Annotated in this window: 19 protein-coding genes; 10 read left to right on the forward strand and 9 right to left on the reverse strand. The window is 74.9% G+C overall.

Translation table 11 applies throughout. The annotated features are described in order from the left end of the window. Positions 1-17: 17 nt before the first annotated feature. The gene (locus tag ACF1BE_RS30425) at positions 18-833 is read right to left on the reverse strand and encodes a nucleotidyltransferase domain-containing protein (RefSeq protein WP_392202221.1); all 816 of its coding nucleotides are present in this window, start codon (positions 831-833) and stop codon (positions 18-20) included. Positions 834-1273: 440 nt separating this feature from the next. On the opposite strand from ACF1BE_RS30425, the gene ACF1BE_RS30430 reads away from it, so the two are divergent. Next, a complete protein-coding gene (locus ACF1BE_RS30430) occupies positions 1274-2482 on the forward strand; it encodes a glutamate--cysteine ligase (protein ID WP_392202222.1) in 1209 nt (402 codons plus the stop codon). Between the two features lie 443 nt (positions 2483-2925). On the opposite strand, the gene ykgO is transcribed toward ACF1BE_RS30430, so the two are convergent. Genes ykgO through rpmG form a run of 3 tightly spaced genes read right to left on the reverse strand, consistent with a single transcriptional unit; the run spans position 2926 to position 3556 of the window. After that, positions 2926-3048 carry a type B 50S ribosomal protein L36 gene (ykgO, locus tag ACF1BE_RS30435; RefSeq protein WP_121785362.1) on the reverse strand — a complete coding sequence of 41 codons (123 nt, stop codon included), beginning with the start codon at positions 3046-3048 and terminating at the stop codon, positions 2926-2928. 35 nt (positions 3049-3083) lie between these two features. Continuing rightward, positions 3084-3344, reverse strand: coding sequence for a type B 50S ribosomal protein L31 (locus ACF1BE_RS30440; protein WP_392202223.1), 261 nt, complete (start codon positions 3342-3344; stop codon positions 3084-3086). Positions 3345-3391: 47 nt separating this feature from the next. Beyond that, positions 3392-3556, reverse strand: a complete 165-nt coding sequence (gene rpmG / locus ACF1BE_RS30445; protein ID WP_121785364.1) for a 50S ribosomal protein L33 — start codon at positions 3554-3556, stop codon at positions 3392-3394. Positions 3557-3960: 404 nt separating this feature from the next. Here rpmG and ACF1BE_RS30450 point away from each other — a divergent pair, with 404 nt between their 5' ends. The 4 genes from ACF1BE_RS30450 (at position 3961) to ACF1BE_RS30465 (ending at position 7577) form a co-directional block, all read left to right on the forward strand. Beyond that, positions 3961-4239, forward strand: a complete 279-nt coding sequence (locus ACF1BE_RS30450; protein WP_392202224.1) for a polyprenyl synthetase — start codon at positions 3961-3963, stop codon at positions 4237-4239. Beyond that, complete coding sequence (locus ACF1BE_RS30455) at positions 4229-5284, forward strand: polyprenyl synthetase family protein (protein ID WP_392202225.1); 1056 nt, start codon at positions 4229-4231, stop codon at positions 5282-5284. Before ACF1BE_RS30450 ends, ACF1BE_RS30455 begins: the two co-directional genes overlap by 11 nt. 37 nt (positions 5285-5321) lie before the next feature. Beyond that, positions 5322-6485 (forward strand): oxygenase MpaB family protein, encoded by a 1164-nt coding sequence (locus ACF1BE_RS30460; RefSeq protein WP_392202226.1) that lies wholly within the window; start codon positions 5322-5324, stop codon positions 6483-6485. Between the two features lie 90 nt (positions 6486-6575). Then, positions 6576-7577 (forward strand): NAD-dependent epimerase/dehydratase family protein, encoded by a 1002-nt coding sequence (locus ACF1BE_RS30465; RefSeq protein WP_392202227.1) that lies wholly within the window; start codon positions 6576-6578, stop codon positions 7575-7577. A gap of 6 nt (positions 7578-7583) precedes the next feature. Here ACF1BE_RS30465 and ACF1BE_RS30470 read toward each other — a convergent pair whose 3' ends face one another. After that, the gene (locus ACF1BE_RS30470; protein WP_392202228.1) at positions 7584-8693 is read right to left on the reverse strand and encodes a sensor histidine kinase; all 1110 of its coding nucleotides are present in this window, start codon (positions 8691-8693) and stop codon (positions 7584-7586) included. Between the two features lies 1 nt (position 8694). Continuing rightward, positions 8695-9435: a response regulator transcription factor gene (locus ACF1BE_RS30475; RefSeq protein WP_392202229.1), complete on the reverse strand. Its 741-nt coding sequence runs from the start codon at positions 9433-9435 to the stop codon at positions 8695-8697. Between the two features lie 115 nt (positions 9436-9550). Here ACF1BE_RS30475 and ACF1BE_RS30480 point away from each other — a divergent pair, with 115 nt between their 5' ends. The 3 genes from ACF1BE_RS30480 to ACF1BE_RS30490 are packed head-to-tail and all read left to right on the forward strand — an operon-like array spanning position 9551 to position 11627. Then, positions 9551-10270 carry a glycosyltransferase family 2 protein gene (locus tag ACF1BE_RS30480; RefSeq protein ID WP_392202230.1) on the forward strand — a complete coding sequence of 240 codons (720 nt, stop codon included), beginning with the start codon at positions 9551-9553 and terminating at the stop codon, positions 10268-10270. Next, positions 10267-10884 carry a DUF2064 domain-containing protein gene (locus tag ACF1BE_RS30485; RefSeq protein WP_392202231.1) on the forward strand — a complete coding sequence of 206 codons (618 nt, stop codon included), beginning with the start codon at positions 10267-10269 and terminating at the stop codon, positions 10882-10884. Before ACF1BE_RS30480 ends, ACF1BE_RS30485 begins: the two co-directional genes overlap by 4 nt. Next, on the forward strand, positions 10881-11627 hold the full coding sequence (locus ACF1BE_RS30490) for a class I SAM-dependent methyltransferase (RefSeq protein WP_392202232.1): 747 nt from the start codon (positions 10881-10883) through the stop codon (positions 11625-11627). Before ACF1BE_RS30485 ends, ACF1BE_RS30490 begins: the two co-directional genes overlap by 4 nt. Positions 11628-11937: 310 nt before the next feature. On the opposite strand, the gene ACF1BE_RS30495 is transcribed toward ACF1BE_RS30490, so the two are convergent. Beyond that, complete coding sequence (locus ACF1BE_RS30495) at positions 11938-13167, reverse strand: molybdopterin-dependent oxidoreductase (RefSeq protein WP_392202233.1); 1230 nt, start codon at positions 13165-13167, stop codon at positions 11938-11940. A 115-nt stretch (positions 13168-13282) separates the two neighbouring features. Between ACF1BE_RS30495 and ACF1BE_RS30500 the strand changes: the two genes are divergently transcribed. Continuing rightward, positions 13283-14659, forward strand: a complete 1377-nt coding sequence (locus tag ACF1BE_RS30500) for a hypothetical protein (protein ID WP_392202234.1) — start codon at positions 13283-13285, stop codon at positions 14657-14659. A 163-nt stretch (positions 14660-14822) separates the two neighbouring features. Here the strand turns inward: ACF1BE_RS30500 and ACF1BE_RS30505 are convergent, their stop codons facing one another. Further along, entirely contained in the window at positions 14823-14969 is a 147-nt protein-coding gene (locus ACF1BE_RS30505; RefSeq protein WP_392202235.1) for a hypothetical protein, read from the reverse strand. A 206-nt stretch (positions 14970-15175) separates the two neighbouring features. Next, complete coding sequence (locus ACF1BE_RS30510; protein ID WP_392202236.1) at positions 15176-17419, reverse strand: FUSC family protein; 2244 nt, start codon at positions 17417-17419, stop codon at positions 15176-15178. Positions 17420-17568: 149 nt separating this feature from the next. On the opposite strand from ACF1BE_RS30510, the gene ACF1BE_RS30515 reads away from it, so the two are divergent. Further along, on the forward strand, positions 17569-18141 hold the full coding sequence (locus ACF1BE_RS30515) for a Dps family protein (RefSeq protein WP_392202237.1): 573 nt from the start codon (positions 17569-17571) through the stop codon (positions 18139-18141). The last annotated feature ends 112 nt before the right edge of the window (positions 18142-18253 follow it).

Below are 18253 nucleotides of genomic sequence, written 5' to 3' on the forward strand. Positions count from 1 at the left end.
CGGAGACCTGACTGCCGTCAGGAGGTGAGCCGCCCGCAGACCTCGGCGGCCAGTTCGTCCGCCGCGTCCAGCGCGGTGCGGAGGGTGTCCGGGGTGGCGCCGAGCGCGGCGAACAGCCCGTGAGCCCGCGCGGCGAAACCGGGGACAGCGGCGGGGAGGTCTCCCGCGGCCCGGACCGCGCCCTTCTCGTTGAGCACCCAGGAGCGCGCGTGAGCGTGCAGGGCGTGCACGAGGAGACCCACCGCGCGGAAGAGGCAGCCGGCGACGTAGAAGGTGTCACCGCGTGCCGCTCCCTTGCGGGCGGCCGCCAGGATGAACGGGGTCTCCCACCGCGCGTTGGCGATGAGTGCTTCGCGCAGCGGTTCCGGGTAACGGCGTGCCCGCTCCTTCAGGGCCCGAAGCTCACCGCCGGGGTCGGCGAGGATGCGCCCGACGGCCACCTCGCCGACGTACGTGTGGGAGTACACCCCCAGCGGATGGCCGGGCTGAGCGCCCACCTCGAAGCGTCCGTCCTCGCACTCCGCCCAGATCCGGCGCACCCGGTCCAGGTCACGGTAGATCCAGTCGACGCGGTGGCCGTCCACGGTGAGCCAGGCCCCGCCGTCCACCCACGGCCCCCAGCCGCCGGGCTCTGTCACGTCGACCGACGTGCCGGTCAGTTCGGTCGCGAGGAGCCGCAGGGCGTCGGTGTCCAGGGGCGGGCGGTAGTACAGGCCGAGGTCGTGGTCGGAGTCGGGGTGGGACGTCCCCTTCGCCCGGCTGCCGCCGAGGGCCACCGCGACGACACCCCTGACGTCGGCCAGCCGATCGGCGATCTCCGTCAGTCGGTCCACACCCGGAGTGTGCCGGACCGTGTCCCCGTCCGCGACCGGATTTCGAGCGGTCACGCCCTGCTGAGGAAGGCGCGTCGTCAGTCGGGCGGCCGGCGGGAGCGGTGACGCCGGTGACGGGTGCTTGTGCCGGGTCGGACCGTGACAGCGGCGAAGGCCCGTAGGCGGGCCGGCATGGATCAGGCGACCGTTTCGTTCGCGGGATCGAACTAGGGTCTTTCGTTCGGATCAGGCCGGATCAGGCAGCGGGTCCTGGTGCCGTGCATCGCAAGGCACCAGGAGGGCGCCATGGCGGAGCCATGGCAACCGACGACAACGCGGCGAGGCGCGGTGCCAGGGCCCGCGAGCCCGGCATGATCCGAACGAGAGGGCCCAGGTGGTGCCGGCCGCTTGGCCGACTTGCGCGCACCGTCATCGTGGCCGCGGGGGTCACACTGATGGCCATGGAGAGCGAGACGTGGACATCCACCGGCGCGCGGCCCTCGCCGGCGAGCGGCAGCGGCACGTCACCGAGCTCGGGCGGCGCGCCCGCGCTCACGGTCGGTGTGGAGGAGGAGTACCTGCTGGTGGATCCGGTGTCCCGGGAGCTGAGCACGCGGGCGGACAAGGTCGTGGCGCAGGCCGCGGAACGGCTCGGCGACCGGGTCAGCACCGAACTCACCCGGTTCCAGGTCGAGGTGCGCACCGATCCGCACGACAGCCTGGCCGGCCTGGCCGCCGAGTTGAGCGGGACGCGCCAGGCCGTGGCGGACGCCGCCGCCCGCCTCGGGCTGCGCGTCATCTCCAGCGGCACACCGGTCCTGGGCCGGCACAGTCCCCCACCGCTGACCGCCGGGGCCCGTTACGCCCAGAGCCTGGCGACCTTCCGCGCCCTGGACCACGAGCAGAGCGTCTGCGCATGCCACGTCCACGTCGGCATCCCCGACCTGGCCACCGCGCTCGAGGTGGGCAACCATCTGCGGCCCTGGCTGCCGGCGTTGATCGCGCTGAGCGCGAACTCGCCGTACTGGGACGCGCAGGACACCGGCTACGACAGCTGGCGCACGCTGACCTGGGGGCGGTGGCCGGTGGCCGGGGCCCCGCCGTACTTCGAGTCCGTCGCCCACTTCGAGGACCTCGTCGGCCGGCTCATCGCCGGCGGGACGCTCCTCGACCGCGGGGGGCTCTACTGGGACATCCGTCCCTCCCATCACGTGCCCACCCTGGAGATCCGCGTCGCCGACGCCGCGCCCACGGTCGACGACACACTGCTCCTCGCCGCGGCCGTGAAGGGCCTGGCCGGCGCCGCCCTGGCGGCCGTACGGGACGGGCGGCCCGCCCCACGCCCGCAGCCCGAGTTACTGCGGGCCGCGTACTGGCGGGCCGCCCGTGACGGCATCCGGGGCCAGGCCGTCGACCAGCGGACCGGCCGGCTGGAGCCCGCCGCCGTGCATCTCGGCCGGCTCTGGCACACCGCCCTGCCGGTCCTCGCTCCCGCGGAGCGCCGCATGGTCCGGGCGGCGTGGGCACGCCTCGGCACCGCGGGCAACGGTGCCGACCGCCAACGCATGGCCTACCGCGGTCGGCACAGCCTCTCCGACGTGGTCGACCATCTGATCCGCCAGACCACCGCCGACCGCGCGGCGCCCTCCCCGCCGCCCCGCCCGGCCTGACCCCGGCGCCCGCGCCGAGGGCCGGTGCGGAGGCCGGGCGGCCGATGCCCGAGTATCGCGAGCACGTAGGCGTCACCAGGGTGCAGGGGGCCAGGACCGCGACGCGGGCCGCGTCGTCGGGGCAGCGGGCGCGGGGCGGCATGCCGCTCGGCGGAACACTGCGGCGACGGGAGGGCCGGCCCGCTCCTCGCTGCTGACGGCGGTGGATCGGTCTCTCCCGGGCAACGGGACTGACCCGGCACATGGACCGGGGCCGTCGCCCTCGCCGCGGGCTTGCTGACCGTGGCCTGTCTCGTCCCGCCCGCCTGATGCGGATCGGTGAGCTGCGGGATCCGCCCGGGATGCGGTGGCAGGTGTCCGAGGGTGCGCCGGGACACGGGCGGGCCCGGTCCCCTGGCATTCGCCCTGAGGGACCGGGCCCGTCGGTGTGTGCGGTCGCCCGCTCAGCCCTGGCGGGCCTTGAAGCGGGGTTCCTTCTTGTTGAGCACGTAGGTCACTCCCCGCCGGCGCACCACCTGGGCGCCGGGCCGGGACTTCAGCGCGCGCAGGGACTTACGCACCTTCATCCGCGTCCTCTCCCTTCGTCACGAGAGCCGGCTGTTCAGCTGTGGGCCGGCGCGGTACGGCCGTAGCGGCGCTGGAAGCGCTCGACGCGGCCCTCGGTGTCCAGCACGCGGGACGTGCCGGTGTAGAACGGGTGGCTCGCCGAGGAGATCTCGACGTCGATCACCGGGTAGGTGACGCCGTCCTCCCACTCGACCGTCCGGTCGGAGCCGGCGGTGGAACGGGTCAGGAACGCCACGTCCGCGGCACGGTCGCGGAAGACGACCGGGCGGGACACGGGATGAATCGCGGGCCTCATGGGGTTGTCCTTCCTCTCAGCGGTCCTGGGGCCGACGCGGGTCCGGGTCAGCGCGCCTCACGGAAGAGGACGTGCCGCCCGGCCACCGGGTCGTACTTGCGCAGGACCAGCCGGTCGGGGTCGTTGAGTCGGTTCTTGCGCGTCACATAGGTGACGCCCGTTCCGGCCGCCGACGTCAGCCGGACGACGGGACGCACGGTGCTGCGTGCCATGGGACCCTCCTTTCGCGGACCGACACCACGTTGTCGACCGGATCACTTCCTTGGTCCGTGCATGTCAGTCACATGGGTGTCAACGGGGCCGGCCGCCCGGACATTCCCGCCCGGACACGGCGGCCGAACACGGCTGCTGCCGGCCGGTCCGCACTCCGGCCGCCCGTGCCCGCCCTGACCGGACGGCCGCACCCGCGCGCGGCCGGTACCGGCAGCCGGGCCATGTGCGGGCCGCTCCCGCCGGCGGTCCGGGAGACGACGGGCCGACAGACCGGACGCGTACGGGTGTGCGGAGTGATCACTCGTTGGTGAGTTCCGCGGGTCTCCCGCCGGCCGCGTGGGCGACGCTGGCGGCGGTGGCGCGCGAACCGGCGGCGTCCCGTGGTCGGGCGAGGGGAGAGGACGTGGCTGGGGATGCCGGACGCCGGGAGGGTCTGGACGAGCAGGCGGTGCTGCTCGTGGCGGGGCTCGCGGACCTGGCGGTGAGCACTCTGATGTCGGCCGCGGGAGCGGTGCGCGGGCTGTTGCGCCGTTCGGACACGGCGCACCTGGCGGCGCAGGCCGAGCAGGATCTGGTAGCACGCGGACGGCTCGCCCTGGACCGGTACGCCGTGGTGCCGCCGGCGCATCTGGAGGTACTCGCCCGGCACGTAGTGGCCCGTCGGGCCGGCGATGGCGTCTGACCGCTGGGACGGGCCCGCGTTCAGAGCCCGCGTCGACGAGGTGCTGCGCGGTTTCGTGAGCGCGGAGGCCGACCAGCTGGCGGCCATCGACCCGGCGCTGGATCCGGTCGCCGGGCAGCTGGAGGCAGCGGTGGCACAGGGCAAGCGGCTGCGAGCCGCGTTCTGCTACTGGGGCTGGCGGGCGGCGGGTCAGCCGGACAGCGCCGCCATGGTGCGGGCCGCGGCCTCCATGGAACTGGTGCACGCCGCGGCGGTCGTCCACGACGACCTGATCGACGACAGCCCGTTGCGGCACGGCCGGCCCACCGTCCATCTCGCGCTGCGGTCCGCCGTGGCCCACCGGCCCGGGGCCGCACAGGCGGCACAGGCGCTGGGGATGCTGGTGGGCGACCTGCTGATGTCACTGGCGGGGCAGTTGTTCGCGACCAGTGGTCTGCCCGCCGCCTACCTCGCCCGGGCCCGCCCGCTGTGGGGGACGCTGGCCCGGGAGCTGATCGCGGGCGAGTGCCTGGAGATCCTGCAGACGGCGGGTGTCCCGGACCTGCCTGCCTCGCTGAAGGTGATCCGCTACAAGACGGCCAAGTACACCGTCGAGCAGCCCCTGCTGATCGGTGGTGTCCTGGCCGGGGCCGGGGACAGGCTGTGCGGGGGCTACTCCTCCTACGGTGTGCCCCTGGGCGAGGCCTTCCAGCTGCGGGACGATCTGCTGGGGCTGTTCGGCGACGAGCGCGTCACCGGCAAGGCGGGCGCGGACGACGTACGCGGCCACCGCCCCACCGCGTTGCTCGCGGAGACCTGGCGGCTGGCCGGCCCGGCCGAGCGGGAGCGGTTGCGTGCGCTGCTGGGGCACCCGGATCCGGACGGGGACGGCCTGCGCGCGGTACGGGAGCTGATGGGCCGGCTCAAGGCCCCGGACCGCGTCGAGGCCATGATCACCGAACGCGTCGACGAGTCCCTCGCCGCGCTGGACGGACTGCGCCTGCCCACGCCCGCGGAGGACACCCTGCGCGCCCTGGCGCGATCGGCCACGGTCCGCCCGTACTGACCGGCCGCCCGACGGCCGGCACCCAAGGAGCCCTGTCATGACCTACACCGAGGCGTCGCTGGACGCTCTGCGCCGGACCGGCGACGAACTCGCCGACGCCACCGTGGCCACGCTCTTCGCCCGCGGAGAGGTCGGCACGTTCAACACGCTGATGCGCTACGTCTCCACCGCCGGCGCCCCGCTGCCGGACGGGCTGCCCGAGGTCGCCCGGGAGTACCTCGCGGCCACCGGCATCCCGCCGGCCTGGGTGGACTGGGAGGAGATGGAGAAGGCACGGCTGTTCTTCATCGACAACAACGTGCACATCTCCACGGCCCTGTCCTTCGCCTCCATGCCCGCCTGCTACGTCGTGCCCAACGTGGCGCGGCTGCTCTCGGCGACCCACTCCTTGCAGTACCCCTCCAAGCGGATGGCCGAGACCGGCCAGTTCACCGTCTACCTGATGCAGCCCGACGCCTTCGAGGCCGGCAGCCGGTTCATCCCGGCCGCCCAGAAGGTCCGGCTGCTGCACGCCTCCATCCGCCACCACCTGGAGCGCGAGCACCGCTGGGACACGCGGGCGTGGGGCACGCCGATCTGCCAGGAGGACCTGATCGGGGGGCAGCTGTTCTTCTCGCTGCTGGTCCTCGACAGTCTGCACCGCCTCGGTGTCCACATGACCAGCGAGGGCGCGGAGGCCTACTACTACGCGTGGCGGGTGGTCGGCGCGATGCTCGGCGTCGACCAGGACGCCGTACCGAAGACCCTCGAGGACGCGCGGGCCTTCCTCGACCTGTACATGATCCGGCACATGGGCCCCTCCGAGGAGGGCGCGCAGCTGACCCGGCAGCTCATCGACCTCTACGAGGAGGTCGTGCCCGGTACCTTCTTCGACCCGATCGTCTCCGCGCTCATCCGCCATCTCGTCGGCGACACCTGCGCCGACTGGCTGCGGGTGCCCCGTACCCGCTGGGACGTCCTGGTCAAGGCCGTTCCCCGGTTGCTGGGCGTGCTGGAGACCATCGAGGACCGCTCACCCCTCGGTGCCTGGGCCCTGGACCGGCTCGGCCACCTGACCACGATCCTCGAGTTGTCCTCCCTCACCCGCGGACGCGTCATGCACTACGCCATCCCCGAACACCTGCGGAAGGACTACGGCGTCGACGGCATGGTGCCCCGCACCCACCGGTGGACCCCGCCCACCCCCACCGTCTCCACGTGAGGGGTCCGGCGGGCCGGCGAGGTCTTACGGAGCGGTGACGTGCCGGGCCGGTCGCCCGTCCCTGCGTGGTCCCGGACCTAGCGTGGCCGTATGCGTGTACTGGTCACCGGCGGTGCCGGGTTCATCGGGTCCCATGTCGTCGAAGCGCTGCGGGAGCGCGGGCACGAGCCGGTGGTGTACGACGTCCGGGACGATCCCGCCGCCGACGTACGCGACCCGGCGGCGGTGGCCCGCGCGCTGGCCGGCGTCGGTGCGGTGTGCCATCAGGCGGCCATGGTCGGTCTCGGTACCGGGTTCGCCGACGCGGCGGAGTACGTCTCGCGCAACGACCTGGGCACCGCCGTCCTGCTGGCCGCGATGGCCGAGGCAGGCGTACGGCGGCTGGTGCTGGCCGGATCGATGGTGGTGTACGGGGAGGGCCGGTACGAGTGCCGTGCGCACGGGGTGGTGCGGCCGGGGCCGCGAGCCGTCGCCGACCTGGACGCGGGCCGGTTCGAGCCGCTCTGCCCGGTGTGCGGGGAGGACCTCTCCCCCGGGCTGGTGGACGAGGGCGCTCCGGCCGACCCGCGCAACGTGTACGCCACGACCAAGCTGGCGCAGGAGCATCTGGCCGCCGCCTGGGCCCGGGTGACGGGCGGGTCGGCGGTGTCGCTGCGCTACCACAACGTGTACGGGCCGCGGATGCCCCGTGACACCCCGTACGCGGGGGTCGCGTCCTTCTTCCGTTCGGCGCTCGCCCGGGGCGAGGCCCCGCGGGTCTTCGAGGACGGGCGGCAGCGGCGGGACTTCGTGCACGTCCGGGACGTGGCGGCGGCCAACGCGGTCGCGCTGGAGGCGGACACCGCCGCGGGAGTGCTGCGGGCCTACAACACCGGCAGCGGTGAGCCGCACTCGGTCGGGGAGATGGCGCGGGCGCTCGCCGCGGCACACGGCGGACCCCGGCCCGTGGTGACCGGTGAGTACCGTCTCGGCGACGTCCGGCACATCACCGCGGACTCCGCCCGGCTGCGGGACGAACTGGGGTGGAGGCCCACGGTGGGATTCGCGGAAGGCATGCGGGAGTTCGCGCGGGCCGCTCCGGGCGGGCGGTGAACGTCGCTACGACGGCAGCGGAAGCGTCACCTCGAAGCGGCAGCCGCCGGGGATGTTGCGTACGGCGGTCCGCCCCCGGTGCGCCTCGACGATCCCCCGGACGATGGCCAGGCCCAGGCCCGCGCCGGCCGGGGGTGTGCGGGCGTCGGTACCGCGCCAGCCGGTGTCGAAGACGCGGGGCAGGTCCTCCTCGGGGATGCCGCCGCAGCCGTCCGACACCGACACGACCACGCCGTCGGGCCCGCGTTCGGCGGCAACGGCCACCGTGCCGTCGGCGGGGGTCCGGCGGATCGCGTTGACCAGCAGGTTGCCCAGGACCCTGCTCATCTCCCGGCCGTCGATCTCCACCGGCACCGGCTCGACATGGGCGCCGACCAGCCGCACCCCGTGCTCACGGGCCAGGGGGTCCGCGCCCGCCAGGGCGTCGCCGACCAGGTCGTACAGGGACATGCGGGAGAGGGACAGCGAGAGCGTGCCGGCGTGGATGCGGGAGAGTTCGAAGAGGTCGCCGACCATGGCGTCGAGGCGCTCGACCTCGGTGCGGATCTGCTTCAGGTAGCGGCCCGGGTCGGCGGCGACCCCGTCCTCCAGGGCCTCGGCCATGGCGCGCAGCCCGGCGAGCGGGGTGCGCAGGTCGTGGGAGATCCAGGCGACGAGTTCCCGCCGGGAGGTCTCCAACGCCCTCTCGCGTTGCCGGGACTCGGCCAGGCGGGCGCTGGTGGCCGCCAGTTCCCGGCTCAGCGCGTCCAGTTCGGCGGTGGCGGGTCCGGTGGGGGCGCGGAAGGCGCCGGCGTCACCGAACGAGCGGGCGGCGGCAGCCAGTTCGTGACTGCGGGCCACCACCCAGCGGCCCAGCAGCAGGGCGGTGGCCAGGGAGACCACGGCCGCCATGGCGACCACCGTGGTGACGACGGTCAGATCGTGCGGGGAGAGGAACATCGCCCAGGCGACGGCGAGGGTGCCCGCCAGCATCGCCAGCACGCCGACCGCCGCCACCACGGCGAGCGAGGCGGTGAGCGAGCGGCGCCGGATGAGCCGCAGCACGCCCGCTCCGGCGAGGCCGGTCGCGGCGGCGCCGGCGAATGCGTACAGGGCGATGAGGAGGGTGTCGCGCATGTCAGCTCGTCTCCCCGGCGTCGGTCCCGAAGCGGTAGCCCACGCCCCACACGGTCTGGATCAGGCGCGGCCGGGCCGGGTCGTCCTCGACCTTGCCGCGCAGCCGGCGGACGTGCACGGTGACGGTGGACAGGTCACCGAAGTCCCAGCCCCACACCTCGCGCATCAGGTCCTCACGGCTGAACGCCCGTCCGGGATGGCGCAGGAAGAAGGAGAGCAGGTCGAACTCGCGCAACGTGAGAGCGAGTTCGGTGCCGTGTTTGGCGGCCCGCCGGGCGGCGGGGTCGACGGTCAGTCCGGCCGCGCCGAGCGGGCGGGCCGGCGAGGCGGCCTGCGGGCGGGTGCGGCGCAGCACCGACTCCACGCGCAGGACGAGTTCGCGGGGGCTGAAGGGCTTGGTGACGTAGTCGTCGGCGCCGACCTCCAGGCCGAGGATCCGGTCCTCCTCGTCGCCGCGGGCGGTGAGCATGACGACGGGTACCGGGCCGCGGGCACGCAGCCGGCGGCACACCTCCAGGCCGTCCATGCCGGGCAGCATCAGGTCGAGCACCACCAGGTCGGGCCGGTGCGCCTCGGCGCGGGTGAGGGCCGTGGGACCGTCGTCGGCGCGGTCGACGAGGTGGCCGGCGCGGTCGAGGTAGCCGGCGACGACCTCGGCGACGGTCGGATCGTCGTCCACGACCAGGATCCGGGCGGGCCGGGCGGCTGTTCGGGCCTCGACGGGCTCGTACTGCTGTTGCATGCCCCCAGCGTGGCACCGCCTTCCGCCCGGCGTCGCCCCGGACCGCCGCACGGCCTGCCGGCGTCCTCGTTTCGTAAGAAGCGGAGGTCCGGAATGCGTAGTTCGCGTCCGTAGGGTGAAGGCCGTGACCATCTCACCGCCACCGCACGATGTCGACGTCGTCCTGCCCTGTCTGAACGAGGCCGAGGCCCTGCCCTGGGTGCTCGCCCGCATCCCGCCCGGCTGGCGTGCCCTCGTCGTGGACAACGGGTCGACCGACGGCTCCGCCGAGGTCGCCCGGGCACTCGGCGCCACCGTCGTGCGGGAGCCGCGCCGGGGTTTCGGTGCCGCCTGCCACACCGGCCTGAGCGCCGCGACCGCCGGCATCGTCTGCTTCTGTGACTGTGACGCCTCGCTGGACCCGTCCGCGCTGGTGCCCTTCGTACGCGACGTACAGGACGGCGTCGCCGACCTGGTGCTGGGGCGGCGCCGTCCGCAGGGCCGGGGCGCCTGGCCCGCGCACGCCCGCGCCGGGAATCTCGCGGTGACGCGGATGCTGCGCCGGCGTACCGGTCTGCGCCTGCACGACCTGGGCCCCCTGCGCGCCGCCCGCCGTGAGGCGCTGCTCTCCCTGCGTCTGACCGACCGCCGCAGCGGGTACCCGCTCCAGATGGTCGTACGGGCCGCCGACGCGGGCTGGCGCGTCACCGAACACGACGTGCCGTACCGGCCCCGTACGGGCACGTCCAAGGTGACCGGGACGTGGCGCGGGACCTGGCAGGCGGTACGGGACATGAGCCGGGTCCTGGCCGAGCGGCCGGCCGGGGCGCCGGGCGGGCGGAGGGCCGGGCGGTGACCACGCTTCTCGTGATCGCCAAGGAACCGCGGCCGGGACGGGTCAAGACCCGCCTCACCCCGCCGTTCACGCCCCGGGAGGCGGCCGCGCTGGCCGAGGCGTGCCTCGCGGACACCCTAGACGTGGTGGCGGCCACCCCGGCCGCCCGCCGGGTCCTCGTCCTGGACGGCGCTCCGGGGCCCTGGCTGCCGCCCGGCTTCGAGGTCGTCCCGCAGTGCGCGGGCGGTCTCGACGAGCGGCTGGCGGACGCCTTCGCCGGCTGTCCGGGTCCGGCGCTCCTCATCGGCATGGACACCCCGCAGGTGACACCCGGGCTGCTGACCGTGGACTTCGCCGGCTGCGACGCGTACTTCGGGCCGTCGGCCGACGGCGGCTTCTGGGCTCTGGGTCTGGCGGAGCCCGACCCGGGGCTGCTGCGCGGCGTACCCATGTCGACCCCGGTGACGGGCGAGGTGCAGCGCGCGCGGCTCGTGGACGCCGGGCTGCGGGTGCGTGAGCTGCCCCTGCTGCGGGACGTCGACACGGCGGCCGATGCCCGTGCCGTCGCCGCACTGGTCCCGCACGGCCGGTTCGCCGCGCACCTGGCCCGGTACGCGACGGGGGCGGGCCGATGAGCACCGCCGTGCCCGCGTGGGCCGCCGCCGACTCCTACACGGCGGCCCTGCGCGCCGGACGCGGGCCGCTGTTCCTGTGCCGGGAGGACGGCTGGCTGCTGCCGCTGGAGGTGGAACGCTGGTGCGCCCGGGCCGACGCGGCCGACCTGGACGTCCTGGACCGGTGCGAGGGCACCGTGCTGGACGTGGGGTGCGGGCCGGGGCGGCTGGTGGCCGAACTCGCCGCGCGGGGCCGGGCGGCCCTCGGTATCGACGTCAGTGAGGCCGCCGTCGGGCACGCCGTACGGCTCGGCGGCCAGGCCCTGCGGCGCTCGGTGTTCGAGCCGCTGCCCGGCGAGGGCCGCTGGGGCACCGTCCTGCTCATGGACGGCAACGTGGGCATCGGCGGCGACCCGGGCACGCTCCTGGACCGGGTCGCCGTGCTGCTCCGCCCCGGTGGCCTGCTGATCGCCGAGACCGCCCCGGTGGACGTCGACGAACGCGCCCACGTACGCGTCGTGGACGCCGCGGGCACCCGCGCGGCCGGCGCCCCCTTCCCGTGGGCGCGGGTCGGGACGCCGGCGCTGCTGCGTCACGCGCGGGGCTGGGAGCGGGCCGGCCGGTGGACGGCCGACGGCCGGTCCTTCGTCGCCCTGCGCATCCGCAGCGCCAGCAGCAGGGCGGAACCGCCGAAGAGCACGGCGGTGATCAGCAGCCAGCGGGCGAGGAAGCCGTCCGGCGACAGCCCGGTGGCGAGCCGGTAACGCCGGTCCGCCATCCCGCTGACGAGCGGGAACCAGACGAGGAGGAGCAGCGCGGACAGGGCTGCCGGTACGCGTACGTACATCGTCCACTCCCGGCGGCCGGCCGCGCCGAGCCCCCGCACGACGGCCCGGTCCGCGACCGCGTACAGGGGCAGCAGGACCAGGTCGTGCAGGAGGGCGGCGCCCACCCACCACAGCGCCACGCCCGACCAGTCGTCCGCGAGCAGGCGCACCCCCGCGTAGGCGGCGAGCGCGAACGAGCAGGCCAGCACGAGCAGGTGGAAGGGGCTGCCCAGCGGCGGCCGGCGCCTCATCGCAGGTCTCCGAACGTCATCCGGGCCACCCACTTGGTGTTCAGCACCCCGGGTGCGGCGGGGACGATCACACGCGCCGGGTGGCCGTGGTCCGGGGACAGCTCCTCGCCGTTGACGTACAGCGCGAGCAGCGAGCGGGGGTCGGCCACCTGGTTGGCGCGCAGGGCCGCCTCACGGAAGGCCCCGTGCCGCTGGAGGGACTCGACGAACAGGTCCGGCGGATCGTCGTCGTACCCGGCCAGTACCGCCAGGTCGCGCAGCCGCACCCCGCGCCACCACTGGTCCGAGGTGGACCAGCCCTCGACGCAGGCGATGGGCAGGGCGGCGCTGTGCAGGGGGAGCCGCAACAGGTCGGCCCGGCCGAGCCGGACGGTCCCGGCCCGGCCCGTGACGACGAGCCGCCACGCGTCCTCGCGCGTGTCCGCCGTCCGGATGCCGGCGTAGGCCGCCGTCTTGTTGATCTGGAAGCCGTTCGGGCCGGTGCCGGGGTCGGCACCGCCGTGCGGTGCGAGCAGGGCGGTGCGCCGCAGGCCGTCGAAGTTCTGGCCCACCGTCGTGGCGAACAGCAGCAGTGAGGCGCCGCCGACGAACCGGAGCGCGCCGCGCCGGGAGACGGTGGGCGGGTCCGGCACCGGGGAGGCCAGTTCGCCGTCCTGCTCCCCCCGCCGGCGCAGGGCGCGGACGGCCGCCGGCGTCTTGAGCACGGCGTGGGCGACGAACGCGGCGAAGAACACCCACGCGCCGTAGAAGTGCAGCGGGTAGAAGGAGCCCGGGAAGACGTAGTCGAGCTGGACGTTGAGCACACCGGTCCCGAACTCGAACAGCGCGCCGCCGACCAGGAGCAGCAGGGAGATCCGCTCCAGCGCGTGGGTGAGCGAGCGGGCCGGAGGCAGCGCGAACAGCCGGGGCACCACCGACCACAGCTTGGCGAGCAGGACCGGGATCAGGGTGATGCCGAGGGTGACGTGGACGCCCTGGTCGAGCCGGTACAGCCAGTGCGGGTCGGTCGGCCAGGAGAAGAGGTAGAAGCCGAGGACGCCCTTGCCCGGGGTCTGGTCGTTCACCGGTGACAGGTCGGGGTTGTAGGCGGCGTACGACGCCAGGCCCGTCACGAACAGCACGGTGATGCCGGCGAGGAGGACGACGCCGAGCACCGCGGTGAGCCGGGTGCCGCGCAGCGGGCTGCGCCAGAAGGCGGGTGAGCTGGGTGAGAGAGGGTGCCGCATGCCTCGACGGTAGGTCCGCGGGTCCGCGATGCGGGGCGTGCCGCTGATGACGAAACGCTGACGTCGGGACCGGACGGCGGTACGGAACCGGCCGCACGGCCTAGCGTTTTCCGTTGTGATCCGCTTCCGCCCCCGTGGCCGCGCCGCCGACCTGTACGCGGACCTGTACGCCGCCCTGGCCGCCGTCCTGCTCGTGCTGACGGCCGCGCTGGTCGGCCGCCGCGTCCAGGACGCCCGCCACTCCCTCTTCGTCCACTGGCCGCCGCTGTTCGCCGACTGGGATCCGCACACGGGGCCGGGGACGCCGGCCGCCGCGCTGGTGGCGTCCGCCGCGGTGCTGTACGGACCGGCCGTGGCACTGCGGCTGCCGTGGCGCGGGCTGCTGGCCGCGTCCTGGGCCGCGGCCCTGGCGTGGACGTGGTCGCTGGCCCTGGTCGACGGGTGGCAGCGGGGCGTGGCCGGGCGGCTCACCACGCCCAACGAGTACCTGACGGTCATCGGCCGCTTCGACGACATCCCGGCCGCCCTGCGGGACTTCACCCGGCACATCGTCGCGGGCCCGTCCGACGCCTGGCCGGCCCACGTCGCCGGACATCCCCCGGCCGCCACGCTCACCTTCGTCCTTCTGGACCGGGCCGGTCTGCGGGGTGGCGGCTGGGCGGGCGCCTGGTGCGTCACCGTGGGCGCGACGGCCTGCGTGGCCGCGCTGGTGGCGATCCGCGCGCTGGCCGACGAGCGGCTCGCCCGGCGGGCGGCGCCCTTCCTGGTGCTGGCTCCGGCCGCCGTCTGGGTGGGTGCCTCGGCCGACGGCTACTTCATGGCGGTCGCCGCGTGGTCCGTGGCCCTGCTGGCGCTCGCGGTGACCGGACGGTCCGTGGGGTGGGCGGCCCTGTCCGGGCTGCTGTTCGGCCTGACGTGTTACCTCTCGTACGGTCTGACGCTGTACGTGCTGATCGCGGCGGCGGTGCTGGTGTCGGGGCGGCACCGGGTCCGCGAACGCCCGTCGATCGCCGTGTCGGCGGCCGTAGGGGCGGCGGTCGTACCCGTGCTGTTCACGCTCCTGGGGTTCGGCTGGTGGGAGGCATACCGGCTGCTCGTCACCCGCTACTACCAAGGCGTCGGCGGGATCCGGCCGTACGGCTACTGGGTGTGGGCCAACCTGGCCTGCACGGTGCTGATCACCGGTGTGGCGACGGCGGCGGGCCTGCGCCGGACCGGTGCGCTGCTCGTCCGGCGCCGCCGCGATCTCCTGACCCTCCCCGGCCGGCCCGGGGCCGAGGCCCGGCTCGCGCTCCTCGTGTCCGCCGCCCTGCTCGCCCTGCTGTGCGCGGACCTGTCGGGCATGAGCAAGGCGGAGACGGAGCGCATCTGGCTGCCCTTCGCGCTGTGGCTGCTGCCCTCCGGCGCGTTCCTCAGCCACCCTCGCGCCTGGCTCACCGCCCAGGCGGTCCTCGCTCTGCTCCTGAACCACCTGCTGAGCACCGGGTGGTGAGCCGCGCGTCCTCCCCGGCGCGGGCGCGGGCCGGGCTGGTGACCCTGCCCCGGGACCCACCTTGCCGGCGGGGTCCGGCGAGCCGACGGGGTATCGCACTCCTGAGGGTGGGCCGGCGTGTGACAGTGGTGCGGCCCGCGGTGCGTGGGCCGTGCCCCGCTCGTCACCGGCGGGCGCGCAGCCTCTCCAAGAGCCGCTGGGCCTGGGCGCGGCGGCGCGGGTCGGCCGCGGCGCGGCGTGCCTGCTCGATCGTGCGCCGGCCCTGGGGGCTGCGCGCGAACTGCTTGATCCGTTCGACGACTCCGGACACGACTCTCCTTCCGCCGGGATACCGGGGTACCCCGCTGTCTTCACGTCCTGTGCCGTTCCGCCTACCCGGTGACCGGCGTTCCAGCCCCTTCCGGCCGAGACCGGGCCGGGCGTGCCGCCGCTCTCCTCGTACACCGACACGCCGGTCACCGCCCCGTCCGCGCACCGACCTGGCGCGTGCTCAGGAGGCGTGCGCGGCCCACCGGCTCACTGCCGGCCGGCGGCCTTCTCGCCGGCCGCGGGCGCCGGGCCGGTGTGCGCGATCCGTGCCAGGTCGGTCATGAGGGAGGCCAGCCAGGACGCCGTCGCGTAGTACCGCCGGGGGGCGTCGGGCGGCTCGGCCCGGAAGGGCGCCAGCGCCGCCGCGTCGGGAGAGATCACCGGTACGGATGCCGGGGTGTCGTCCCCCGGGTCCAGCGCCGCGGACATCAGCAGCATCCGCCCCGCCACCCGCTCCCCCAGCGCGCCGGCCGACGTGGCCGCCGCCGGGTTCAGCGCGGTGAGCGGTGGCTCCAGCAGCCGGTCCGAGCCCCACAGGGTGTGATGCCCGGCCATCAGCGTGGCCTGCCAGTCCAGATGGGGCAGCTCCGCCCTGCGCCTGCTGAGCTGGAACGGCGTCGGCTCGCTCAGGAACTGCGCGTAGGCCGACTCCGCGAGGATGACGGCGCGTTGCAGTGACCGGTGACCGGGCACGCCCGTCCGCACGGCCGCACCCGTGCCGTCGGGACCGGCAACCGAGGCGCTGGTCGCCACGACGATCTCCGCCGCCCTGCGCAGCAGTTCGGCGGCCGCGTACCGCAGTTCGTCGTGGGCGCCCCGGGGCCAGGCCAGCACGCCGAAGACGGCACCGATGGCGCTGCCGACCAGCACGTCCAGCAGCCGGACCTCCGCCAGCCGCCACGTCGGCGGCGCCAGCTGGGCGAAGACCAGGGCCACGAGGACGGTGAACAGGCCCTGCGCCCAGCCGACCCCCTTGACCGGCCCGACCGTGAATCCGAACAGCATCCACACCGGCAGCACGGCGGCGTAGACGGCGGTGTCGGAGCCCACCACCAGCAGTGTCCCGGCGGTCAGCAGGGCCCCGGCCAGGGTGCCCACCAGCGCCAGGCGGACGGTGCTCCAGGTCTGGTTCACGGTGGTACGGGTGATGGTGAGCGTCGCCAGCATGGCCCAGAAGCCGTGGGGCAGCGTGTCCACCCCGGCCACGAGCCGGACCGCCGTCAGCGCCAGGGCGATACGCACCGCGTTCTGGAAGAACACCGACCGGCGTCCGGCATGGCCGCGCAACCGGTGCCACCACAGGACCGGGGCCCGCAGGGAGGCGTACCAGAAACGCCCGAGCGGCACCTCCACCACGGCGTGCCGGCCGCGCACCGCGAGGTCGGCCGCCGTGCCCATCGCCAGCGCCGCGTCGGCGATCTCCAGCAGGGCGGCGTGGCGGCGGAGTACGGCGGGCGGGAAGGCCGGCGCGGGCGCCGGCCCGTCGGGCGGGTGACACACGTGGGCCGTGCCGGGAGGAGGGCCCGCGGACAGGGCGGACAGGTGTGCGCGCGCCGCGGCCAACTGCCTCAGCTGTGCCGTGGGCGGCGGACCCGACCGCAGGCAGGCCGCGGTCGCCGTGGCCAGCCGGGCCACGGCACGCAGCACGGCGACCACGTCGGGGCCCGGATCCCCGCCGGGCGCGGTCGGCAGCTGGGCCAGTCTGCCGAGCAGGGCACGGGTGGCCAGACCGGTGTGGGTGAGTGCGCGGTCCCGCACCCCCGGCCCCGCCGGACGCTCGGCCTCCGGTACGGTGACGGCCCGCAGCGTCTGCCCGGTCCGCTGGGCGGCCTCGATGTCCGTGCCGGTCAGGGCGTAGGGGGGCGTGGCGAGCAGCGTCGCGCAGCGCCCGGCGGCCAGGGCGCCCCGGGCCGACAGTTCCCGGTACGTCGTCGGGCCGGGCTCGGCGCACAGAAGGGCCTCGGCGGCGGCCAGCACGAGCAGGCCGGTGGTCGTTCCGGCCAGCCGGTCGCCGAGCGAAGCGAGGTCGTACGGCGGGAACGACGGCAGGATGTAGAGGAGCTGGAGTCCCGGCGCCGCCCCGGCCGGACGCGGGCCGCCCACGGCGGCGAAGGCCAGCGTGAAGCCGATCACGAGCATGCCGGCCACCGCGCTCCACGTCCGCACCGACAGACAGGTGCCGATGGTGACGAGCACCCAGCACACCGGGAGCAGGCGCAGGACCGTCACGGAGCGCCCGCGCCCGGTGCCGGGAATCCTGGACAGTCCCCCCAGTGCCACCGCGGCGAACAGCGCGTAGGTCGCCGCCACGGGACGGTCCAGGCCGTAGCGGAAGAGGTAGAAGCCGGCCGCGGCGGCCGGCGTCACGGTCAGCGCATGGCGGGCGGAGACGGCGTAGGCCGTCGGCAGACGACCGACCAGGGCACCCCACACCCCTACAGGATCACCCACGGCCCCGGGCCCGGCACCTCGCGTCGGCCACCGCCGCGCATCCCCTCCCGTTCCGCACGAGGTGCGGCGGGCCCACGGGTCTGACAGCGTCGGACGGGGGCACCCGTGCCCAGGCAGGGACTTCACCCCCATCGACACAGAGGTGAGCTATGACCACGCAGCCCAACGACCTGACCCCCAAGTACACCGTTCCGGGCATCGAGCGGGAGGCGGCCGGCCGGCTGATCGGTCTGCTGCGGCTGCGCCTGCACGCCCTCAACGACCTTCACCTGACGCTGAAGCACGTGCACTGGAACGTGGTCGGACCGCACTTCATCGCCGTGCACGAGATGATCGACCCCCAGGTCGACCAGGTGCGCGAGATGGCCGACGACGTCGCGGAGCGCATCGCCGCGCTGGGCGGGATCGCCCAGGGCACGCCGGGCGCGCTGGTCAAGGAGCGCACCTGGGACGACTACTCCATCGGCCGGGCCGACGCCATCGCGCACCTCGGCGCGCTCGACGTCGTCTACACCGGGGTGATCGAGGGTGTCCGGGCCGCGGTCAAGGAGGCGGGCGAGATCGACCCCGCCACCGAGGACCTCCTGATCGGTCAGCTGCGCGACCTGGAGCAGTTCCAGTGGTTCGTGCGGGCGCACCTGGAGAGTTCTCGCGGCACCCTCGCCACCGGCGACGCGCACTCCGAGGAGGAGGCGGCGGCCAAGGGAGCCGAACTGAGCTGAACCCACCGGGGCGGCGGGCCCGCTCCGCAGGCACCGGCGCGCCGCCGTCCCCGGGGACGGCGGCGCGCGGCCGGTCACGACGCCCGCGCACCCGGCCGGACGGTCGGCCCGG

The sequence above is a fragment of the Streptomyces sp. NPDC014991 genome, from assembly GCF_043080665.1.
GTDB lineage: Bacteria > Actinomycetota > Actinomycetes > Streptomycetales > Streptomycetaceae > Streptomyces.